The following is a 10,067-nucleotide window of genomic DNA, read 5'->3' as shown; positions in this document are numbered from 1 at the left end:
CACTCAGCCATCTCTCCGAAACTTTTATTATGCATAAGCACAATACAAATAGTGGCGGAGAGATAGGGATTTGAACCCTAGATACGCTATTAACGTATGCCGGTTTTCAAGACCGGTGCTTTCAACCACTCAGCCATCTCTCCGCAGCGGGGCGAATAATAGGGAAACCTTTTGAGAATGTGAAGCTTTTTTTTTGCTTTTTTTATCGTTTGGCTAAAATTCAACTCGTTTGACGACAATTCCAGCTAGCTTGACGAATTTTTTATCAATCTTTTGTTATCTTTGAACTATTTACCTCAAAAAATGGTCTACTATTCGAGAAAGGTTTGCTCAACTATGTAACTCTTGGTAATCTTTGGAAAGTTTAATTATCGGAACATCGTGTTTCTATTAAGGAGCTATAATATGGCGTTCAATCATTCGTACACTACTGAAAAAGCAGTAATGTCAACGACTGAAACAAATAAAGTGCTTAAGAGCACTTACTTTCTTTTAGCAATGACTTTGGCATTCAGTGCCTTAACTGCTGCAATCTCTATGACTATGGCATTACCTAGATTTACAGGTCTTGTCTGTTCTCTTGTTGCTATGGGTCTTATTTTTGTTATCCAAAAGAAGGCAAACTCTTCTTCTGCTATCGGTCTGGTTTTCTTGTTTACAGGTATCCTAGGCTTTGGCTTAGGTCCACTGCTTAACTCATACTTAAACTTACCAAATGGTGGATTACTGATTGCACAAGCACTTGGTTCAACTGCATTGATTTTCTTCGGTTTATCAGCTTATGCGTTGACAACTAAGAAAGACTTCTCTTTCATGGGTGGCTTTTTAACAATTGGTATTTTAGTAACTGTTGGTATTTCTATCGTAAATATCTTCATCGGTAGCCCAATTGTATTCATTGCTATCAACGCTGTGTTTGTATTGCTTATGTCTGCAATGATCTTGTTTGAAACAAGCAGAATCGTAAATGGTGGCGAAACTAACTATGTCCTAGCGACAGTAGGCCTGTTCGTTGCTATCTACAACCTATTCACTTCCCTATTAATGCTATTAGGCGTTATGTCAAGTGATGACTAATCTTATCATTCTGATAAAATAAGCCCCATTAGGGGCTTTTTTTATGGGTTTTCTTTGAGCCAATTCATTATTTCGGTACATTGCGGTCCTTCAGATCATGATACTTTGCAATGTATTGAGCGCTTTGCTCGCGCCACACTCCAACAACAGCACTCGATCAAGTGTATTTTTCTATATCAAGATGCGGTACTCCATGCCACTCAGCATTTTGCGCTTGCAAGCGATGAGCTTCAAGTAAGCACAGTCTGGCAAAACCTTCATGACTTAGGTATACCATTAAAACTCTGCGTTACAGCAGCTGAAAAACGCGGTATCAATATATCCGATACAGGTTTATTCACTGTCGCTGGTTTAGCTGAATTCGCTATGGAAACATGTAAAGCTGATAAGTGGGTGCAATTCAAATGACAAAAAAAGTATTAGTTATCTGTGACGCTTCACCATTTGACAAGCAAATTATCCGCGACAGTTTAGATATGGCTCTGATTTTTGCAGCCATTGATCAAGAGGTAAGTTGGTTGTTCAGAGGCCCCTCAGTGCTTGCATTGAAAGAAGGTCAAAAGCCTAACCAACTCGGTATAAAAGACTTTTTGAAACAGCTTAAAACACTAGAGATTTATGATGTGGATAGCATATTTGTTTGCGAGGACGCACTTAACGACTTCTCCATATCAAAAGAGCAATTGGCCATAGACGCAGATGCGTTAAACATAAATCAACAACAAGCACTGTTAAGCGAACAAGATCACGTGGTTAAGTTATGAGTTCAATAGTACATATTTTTTCTAAACCGATAAGCTATTATAGCAATGTTGATATGGGTCTAATTAGCCAAACAGATAAAGTATTGCTTCAGCAAGACGCCTGTTATGATCAATCAAAATTCTTAATTAACTGCCCTGCTCCTATATTTATGCTAGAAACTTGCGCTTTGGCCCGTGGCGTTTTACCTGACAACTCCATTACACTTGTTGATGATTTGAGTTGGGTTGACCTTATTGCAAGCAGTGACAAATCTATAACGTGGTAATTATGTTAGAAGTAAACGATAAAACAATAGAAACAGATAAAGAAGGCTACCTATTAAATCACTTAGACTGGGATGAAAGCCTAGCGCCAGTCATTGCATCTGGTGAAAATATCACATTGACCGATGCGCATTGGGAAGTCATTCGATTTGTACGTAGCTTTTATGAAGAATATGGCACTAGTCCAGCAATTAGAATGCTTGTAAAAGCGATTGCCAAAAAGCTGGGTGAAGATAAAGGCAAGAGTATCTACTTGTACAAACTTTTTCCGAAAGGCCCTGCGAAGCAAGCCACTAAGATTGCAGGTTTGCCCAAACCCGCTAAATGCATATAAAAAGAGAAGGCTCAGCCTTCTCTTTCTCATCAAAATTATTCATCTACTGGCCAAGTGAATGGCACATCAGGAACTGATAGCCCTCTTGCTACCACAGATTCAGCAACTGAGAGCGAAGGATCCGTGGGTGACCACAAGTCTGTTACGAAACTAACGCTTGCTGATTCACTAGCAATGTCACCTAAAACACCACTTGCATCAATATCGAATACAAAGCTGGCGGTACCGTCGTACTCACAGGAATTAGTCGGTGCATATTCAATATTTGCACGATGCTCGGTACCTAAATACGTATTCGTCGATGAATCGTATTCAAAGAATTGTCTTTGGGTAAAATCTTGTAAGGTGTGGTTATTATTAGGCCCGGCCCAATTACAAATAAACCCTTGTACCATGCCATCTGTCACATCAATGTCAGTACCATAGCCAAAATGCGCTTCGCCGTTTTCTAAAGATGCATCATTAAATCCAATATTTAAGATCCGACTATTTGAATCATTCACACCCGCTTGCCATGCATATGCATAATCACCCGCTAAACTCGTGAGATTAAAATTCGCACCAAAAATTGCAAAATTCTCACTCCAACCATCTGTGTTATCAGTACTATGGTATTTGTTTTTCACATCCACTTGTTGGTCACTGTTAAATGCCCCACTAATACCATGACCACAATTGATTGCCGATCTTGATTGCACAGACATCTGCTCTGCACTTCGTTCGTAAGCTAGCGAACCCACCAATGTGCGTTCATTTTGACTACAATTACCACCGGGGAACTCTATACCTGTTACGCCGACTTCGCCTTCAACTGTAAAGTTTAATAGCCCAGTATAATTCATGGCATCACTACCAGGTGTATGTACCATAGATAACGTAATTCCATAATCTGACCCCGACACTGTATAGGTTAGATTAACGCGATATTCCCACACACCAGAAGCCAGCTCTATGCTCGCAGTATCAAAATTGATATCAGCTAATCCCTTACTATTCATCTGCGTGGTCAAATCAATCGAGCTGCCGTCAGATGGTAAACCCGAACCGTCATCAATAGCAGCAGACACCATACTCGCCAAAGTCATCAATGCCATTCTTGATCGCTCCCTCACTGCTCGCAGTTGAGCATTAGTTTGAGCAACAGCACACGCATTTCCGTTTTTTGCACTGGCTAGCCACAAACCAAGATCCCCAGTCGGTAAAGTACCTGAGCTCATACTAGGATCAGTTGCATCAGGGTGGCCCTGATAGCTCACTTGAGGTCCAAAACAATCCGCATTTTCACTATTTCTATAAAAAGAACGAACTCGAAATACATCTCTTAAGGGTGTTTCACCACTTAACAATGCATCAATCCTTCTCGTCGCCCAAAAGTATGTTGGTGATGCAGGGCCTCTCGCCTCTAGCGTTCTGTAAACATATTGCCTATCTTGTTCATCACTGCTATCTGAAAACGGAGAGGCGACTGCCAATGATTGCGGGAAATATACGCCACGATTATTCGTCACATCATTATCTGTACTTCCACTACTATCACCGGCATCTGTTTGCCCTGATGAATCGTTATTCATATTTGAGTTTGTATCACTACTATTATCTGTAGATGTATTTGTCTGACTGTTTTCAGTTTCCTGAGTCGATGTTTCTTGCTGGGATGAATTGTTTACTTGACTGGGGCTATCACTTTCAGATGATGAGCAGCCAGCTATTAAAGACACGATAACTAAGGGGATGTAAGATTTCATGATTGCATACCTTCTTTGCCTAACCTGTACAAATAACTTATGCGAAAAAATACAATTGGACAAAGTAACTGACGTTAACACTTGTCAGTTACTGTTGATATATGACCCACTTTAGGATGAGTTTTAAAGCGCCAAATAAGAATAATTATTCAAATTAATTGATAATTAATTGCAACTCAATCATAAAATGCAGAAATAACTACGTTTTCCAACTAATCTAAATGTTAGTTCATCAGAACATGCTTAATACAGTTTTTTACATCAAAAATTGAACTTTATGGAGAGAAATTTCGCTTAAAGCGAAAAAGCGTTAAGCTAAGCTGTGATCGCCGTAGCTTAACTCACATTGTGACTTTTAAATGCTGCTTGTCGCATCTAAATCAGGAGGTACTACTTCACTCGTTTCCAGATTTCATATTCAACAAATTTACCATCTTCAACGAGTTTATGATGCCAAAGGTCACCTTTGACTTCATAAGTGAATGCCATCTTACGACCGATTAAGCTCTCAACATTGCCAAGTGTTACCGTCTCAATAAAATAATTGTCTTTAAGCTGATAAGTGCCGCCGCCAGCATAATGAAACTTATTGTCGCTACTGGTGATATAGCTAAAATGTGTATTATTAATGATTTTGGTTGAGGTGACTTGAGGCGCAGACGCTGTCACTCTGCCGTCTTTAGTCGCATATTCACCACTTACAAACTCCCAAGTTCCCATCAAAGGATTTGACAAGGCAAGTGGACTTACAAGCGCACACAATAACGTTAAATACTTCATAATCTTTCCCTATTTTATTGTCATTATTTTTAGCAATTATAAAGTTTTGGTGATGAAAACCTCAAATTCAAATTCTTCAAGTTGTAAGTCAAGCCCTAAACTGCTTGACCACAATCAGATTCATCGATCACCTTATTAATCAGTTCAAATAACCTAGCGAGCGCCCTTTCAACATCTTGCCAGTTTTCTTGTTTTAATAAGGAATCAATTTGGGATACCGTTTGATAAATTTCATGACAATCAAACATCGCCGAAGTACCTTTGAGCGCGTGAATAGAACGCGCAAGCCCCTCATAGTCTTTATATTTTAACTGATTTTGAAGCTGAACTAACTGCTCATGCAAACCATCAATATATTGCATTTTGAGCTGCTTAAACTCTTCATCTGGTAAATTAAGATCATCATCTACTGTAATATTCAAATAATGTGAAATTTTCTTGGCAAACTGCGCTCTGTCTATTGGCTTCGCTAGATGGTCAGTAAACCCGAGTTTAATATACCTTTCCACTTCATGACTCATGGTGTTTGCTGTCAAAGCAATAACAGGCGCAGTACACCCTGTTGCTTGAATAAAGTTAAATGCTTGCTCACCATCCATAACGGGCATTTGAATATCCATTAAAATCAAATCAAATTCATAGTCTAAAACTGCTTGCACTGCTAACTGGCCATTTTCTACCGCCGTTACATTCAAGCCCATTCTTTCTAAAATCCGAGTTATCAGGCGACAATTATCACTGTGATCTTCTGCCAACAATACTTCACCTTTAAGATCCTCAGAATCTAACTCTGATTCAGCCTGTATGTAAGGCTCACTTTGGTGATGTATTTCTTCAAACGAGTTTACCCATTTTGTTCGCTCAGTGGTGAATAAACTCAATGACAAGGTGAATGAAGTTCCAGATCCAACTTCACTTTCAACGACAATATCACCATCTAACTTTTGAGCTAAGCTCTTGGAGATATTAAGTCCTAATCCCGTTCCACCATACTTACGTGTTGTAGATGAGTCCGCTTGGTAAAATGCGCTGAACAATTCTTTTTGTTCTTCTGTTGTCATGCCAATACCCGTATCTTTAACACTGATATATAGCCTGTCGTCCTTACAGCTTACCTCAATTGAAATTTTACCAACCGATGTAAACTTCAACGCATTTGATGTCAAATTCAGTAGTATTTGCCTCAGTCTCGTTGGGTCAATAACGACATAATCTGGCAAAGGGAATTGATAATTTAAATCAAACTCTAATCCTTTATCTCTTATTTGCTTGCCAAGCAGGGATTCGACATGCGCAATAGACTGAAATAAATTGGCCTCGATTAATTCAACTTCCAGTCTGTTGGCCTCAATCTTCGACATATCTAAAATATCATTAATTAGTCCGAGTACGTGCCGAGAGTTTTGTAATATGACGGTAATCGCATGATTGCGCTCGTGCGGTTTAATATCTCCAAGAATAATGCCATCTGCATAACCAATTATTGAGGTCATAGGCGTCCTGATCTCATGGCTCATATTGGCCAAGAATCGACTTTTCGCTTCACTGGCATCACGTAACTCTGAAGCTAACTGTTCTAGCTCATAAGTGCGTTTCAATACCTTCGCTTCTAAGTTTTTATTCAGTTCAATATTTTCTTCACTGGTTAAACGCACTTTATCCGCAACGGCAAATGCCAAGAACATTGCATCCAGTGCCACACCAACCAAACCGAGTAAATACAAATTAACCGCTATCGGTGGTAATAACCCCAAATTAGTGAAATTACCAATCATGTTGGGTACTGCCATACATACATAAGCTAAGATGAAATAGCGAGCAGGTTTAAAGCCTTCTGAGATCCTTAAAATACCAATATAAAGACCTAAACACAGCGCAACACCTGTTGACAGTGTCGCCCATAGAAAACCAAATCCAGGAAATAAAATACTGAAAGGCGTACCTATCGCAGCAATTACCCCAACCCAAATAGAGGCCGAAGATAAATTTGGATGCTTTTCTTTTAATTTAAGTAAGCAATTATAAAACAATGCATTACTGATTGGAGATAACGTAAAGCCTAGCCAATGCAAGTGGGCCGAGTAGAAGCCAAAAAGCTGATCTGATATATGAAAAAAGTGGCTCCATGCAAACACCATAGTGGCTGCAAATATCGCATAATAAAGGTGTGTCAAATCTTTAGAGCCAATATAAATGAGCAAATTATAAAGGCCCAAAACAATGCCAACACTAAAGCAAATCATCATGATTAAGTTATCAATCACAACTTGCTCTTTAAACTCTTTGACTGGCACTAGCTCTAATTTAATAGGCGTATAAAAATAGTCACTTTCAAACAAAGTAACGACGTAATAGTCTTTGTCTGGTAACAGCTCAATGGTGTTGCCATAATGAAACGCAAACTCATTAGTCACCATGCCCCCGGAGTAATAGCGCTTAATATCATCTTTTGAGTATATTCTCGTCTCGATATTGGATAAAACAGTGTTGTAAGGGTATAAAACCAACTGCTCATAGTTAGAGATATTTTTAATTTGAGTAACAAGCCAATAGCGCCCAGAGAATAATGCTCGCTCTTCTTGTTTCTCTAGACGACTCGCCCAGTTCATTACATCATCAAATGACTCAGGGAAGCGCGTATCGTCCTTTGCAGCAAGCACCAAACCCTTGTCGTGTAGATTGACACCTTTTTCGATACCATTGTACACGTATTGCTGAGCACTCACTGAGTACGACATAACTAAAATAATTAAGCTAAGAGTCAGTCTAATCAAATACATTATCGACCTAAAAACCCATATGAATAAGCTAAGAGAGCGCTAAAAGTTATATGTAACATCAACACCAATTCTTTGCCCCTCACCCTTAAAGTCTTCTAACATGCCAAGGAAAGAACTAAGATCAAACTTTAAATGACTGTACTCTTTATCGAATAAGTTTTTGCCCCATAAACCGACCTGCCATTGCTGATACTGGTAGGTGACATTAGCGCGCCACAATGCATAGCTAGCTTGCATCGCATATGGATTCTGGTTTTGATCAAAGTAATATTCGGACTGATAATCAACACCAATAACTGCTGCCAACTCGCCACTATTCAATTCATAAGAGTAATCAAGTTCTGCAGAAATATTCCATTCAGACGTAAAAGGAAGTCTATTATCAGTTAATCGGTTACCAAGCGGATCTATGAACTCTTCAAAATTTGCTTCAGGAATGTAGCCAATGGCTACCCGCGATGTTACAGCCTCAGTGAACAAATATTCTAACTCAAGTTCTGCACCATAAATGGTCGACTCACCAACGTTTTCCAAAAGTTGCAAAGGTGGCGCATTGGGTGTTGAAGAGGCTTGGTTCATGAACACTTGCTGATTTTTATAATCGTAATAAAAAATCGCGCCAGAAAGAAAATAGGCATCCTCTTCAGAGAACTTAAAACCGACTTCATGAGAGAGTGTTTCTTCGGGGCCATAATCCGCTAACTCAGCTTGTTCTTTAGATGACAGTAGGCCTCCATTATAGCCACCACTTTTGGTGCCATTTGCCAGAGAATAATAAATTAGCAAATCATCATGCGGTGTATAATTCCAGGCAACTTTTCCCGAAAAACCATCGTCTTTGACCTCTCCATTAACCGTATAAAAAGGAATAAGCGACCCCGCAAGCTCCCCTGGCGTTGTGATAAAGTTTAACCGTGAAACAGAGTCATATTCAACCGACTCGTCTGAATAGCGCGCGCCAATCGTTAGCATATGATGCTCGTTCACCTGCCACTCATACTGAGAGAACAAAGCAATCGACTTTGTAACAATCTCATTGTCGTAAAAAAAGGTTGTTGTTAACTCCGGCGCAAAAATACCTCTGAAGTCCCTTAAAATATCATTGTGATTATTTTGATAGATGCGCTCTTGGTATTGAAATAGACCAATTGTCCAATAGTCTTCACCTAATTGGCTTTGGTATCTTAGCTCATTAGTTACAAGCTCACTTTTCAAGCCCAGTTCGCCTTCACATAAACGTTGAGGGCTGCCATCACAATTAAACGTATGGTCTCTATCAAGACGATTAAAACCATTTGAATAAGTTACAAATGCATCTTCATTTAGTTGCCACTGTAGTTCAGCTGTCCAGCCTTTATAGATACTTAAATGAGGAGAGTCATTGTTTACACTTACAGCCCAAAAATCATCGCTGCCATCATTAAAACCAAAACTATCTACACACCCAGCACTTCCAGCTTCACTAGGTGAACATTTTACAGGAGCTGCTGGGTTTGGATCCTTGAATATACCAATATTACCGACCGGCTGTACTATGCCATCCCAATGACCGTAGTACCCTTTTACAAAGGCGCTCCAATTGTCCCACTCTCCCAAGTAACTTAGCCGTAAATCGCTTTGTTTTAGGCCCGCCTCTGGCGACGTTTCAAGCAGGTTATAACTTGTATATTCATAGTCCGCATGATTAAAAGCGAAACGAATGGCACTCTCATCATTAATTGTTGTGTTATAAGCGCCTTGCGCCCTTCGCCAATCATCAGTACCGGCTCCCAAGCTAACATAACCATAATTGCCTGCATCAGGACGTTTAGTTCTTACAAGCAATGCACCACCGGTACTATTCCTACCAAATAAAGTTCCCTGTGGGCCTTTTAAAACCTCAACTTGCTCAATATCAAACAAGTTAGCTATTTGGTTGTTGGCCGAGCCGACAGATACACCATCGACATACATGGCAATTGGTGAGGTATTTGCTGTGTTGTAATCTAACAAGCCAATACCACGAATATTAATTGCTGGCGGCGTGCCTTCAGCTGCATTTTGGCTGATTTTTAAATTTGCGACAAAATGACCCAGCTCAGTCGCATCTTTGATACCCTGCCGGGCAATACGGTCGGCGCTAATCGTTGAAATCGATACGCTCACATCTTCGATGTTTTGCTTTCGTTTTTGTGCATGAACCTCAATAATCTCGATTGAATCATTTGCTGCATAAGATAGAAATGAACTTAGAAGCACAGGCATTATGGATATAGAAATGGCAGAGAGTTTAAACATGTCCGTTCTCGTTAGTTATTGCAGTATTCACTTTGCACTACTGAGT

General features: G+C 39.7%; 9 protein-coding genes and 1 tRNA gene. 5 read left to right on the top strand and 5 right to left on the bottom strand.

The annotated features are described in order from the left end of the window. Positions 1-52: 52 nt before the first annotated feature. Positions 53-143 (bottom strand) — tRNA-Ser (locus N477_RS25145). A 262-nt stretch (positions 144-405) separates the two neighbouring features. On the opposite strand from N477_RS25145, the gene N477_RS25140 reads away from it, so the two are divergent. Genes N477_RS25140 through N477_RS25120 form a run of 5 tightly spaced genes read left to right on the top strand, consistent with a single transcriptional unit; the run spans position 406 to position 2,439 of the window. Then, entirely contained in the window at positions 406-1,077 is a 672-nt protein-coding gene (locus N477_RS25140; RefSeq protein WP_063363920.1) for a Bax inhibitor-1/YccA family protein, read from the top strand. A 54-nt stretch (positions 1,078-1,131) separates the two neighbouring features. Next, positions 1,132-1,485, top strand: coding sequence for a sulfurtransferase complex subunit TusD (gene tusD / locus N477_RS25135; protein ID WP_063363921.1), 354 nt, complete (start codon positions 1,132-1,134; stop codon positions 1,483-1,485). After that, complete coding sequence (gene tusC / locus N477_RS25130) at positions 1,482-1,841, top strand: sulfurtransferase complex subunit TusC (RefSeq protein WP_063363922.1); 360 nt, start codon at positions 1,482-1,484, stop codon at positions 1,839-1,841. Before tusD ends, tusC begins: the two co-directional genes overlap by 4 nt. Continuing rightward, positions 1,838-2,107, top strand: a complete 270-nt coding sequence (locus tag N477_RS25125) for a hypothetical protein (RefSeq protein WP_063363923.1) — start codon at positions 1,838-1,840, stop codon at positions 2,105-2,107. The genes tusC and N477_RS25125 overlap by 4 nt, the downstream gene beginning before the upstream one ends. A gap of 2 nt (positions 2,108-2,109) precedes the next feature. Further along, entirely contained in the window at positions 2,110-2,439 is a 330-nt protein-coding gene (locus N477_RS25120) for a TusE/DsrC/DsvC family sulfur relay protein (RefSeq protein ID WP_063363924.1), read from the top strand. 35 nt (positions 2,440-2,474) lie between these two features. Here N477_RS25120 and N477_RS25115 read toward each other — a convergent pair whose 3' ends face one another. From N477_RS25115 to N477_RS25100, 4 genes are all read right to left on the bottom strand, one after another. Continuing rightward, entirely contained in the window at positions 2,475-4,184 is a 1,710-nt protein-coding gene (locus N477_RS25115; protein ID WP_063363925.1) for a hypothetical protein, read from the bottom strand. 390 nt (positions 4,185-4,574) lie between these two features. After that, positions 4,575-4,964: a hypothetical protein gene (locus N477_RS25110; RefSeq protein ID WP_063363926.1), complete on the bottom strand. Its 390-nt coding sequence runs from the start codon at positions 4,962-4,964 to the stop codon at positions 4,575-4,577. A gap of 95 nt (positions 4,965-5,059) precedes the next feature. After that, a complete protein-coding gene (locus N477_RS25105) occupies positions 5,060-7,702 on the bottom strand; it encodes an ATP-binding protein (RefSeq protein ID WP_419555256.1) in 2,643 nt (880 codons plus the stop codon). A gap of 81 nt (positions 7,703-7,783) precedes the next feature. Further along, positions 7,784-10,021: a TonB-dependent receptor gene (locus tag N477_RS25100; RefSeq protein ID WP_063363928.1), complete on the bottom strand. Its 2,238-nt coding sequence runs from the start codon at positions 10,019-10,021 to the stop codon at positions 7,784-7,786. Between the last annotated feature and the right edge of the window lie 46 nt (positions 10,022-10,067).

The organism is Pseudoalteromonas luteoviolacea H33-S, from assembly GCF_001625695.1.
Classification (GTDB): domain Bacteria; phylum Pseudomonadota; class Gammaproteobacteria; order Enterobacterales; family Alteromonadaceae; genus Pseudoalteromonas; species Pseudoalteromonas luteoviolacea_B.
Note: the sequence above shows the minus strand (reverse complement) of the source record. Positions and strands in the feature narration are given on the sequence as shown.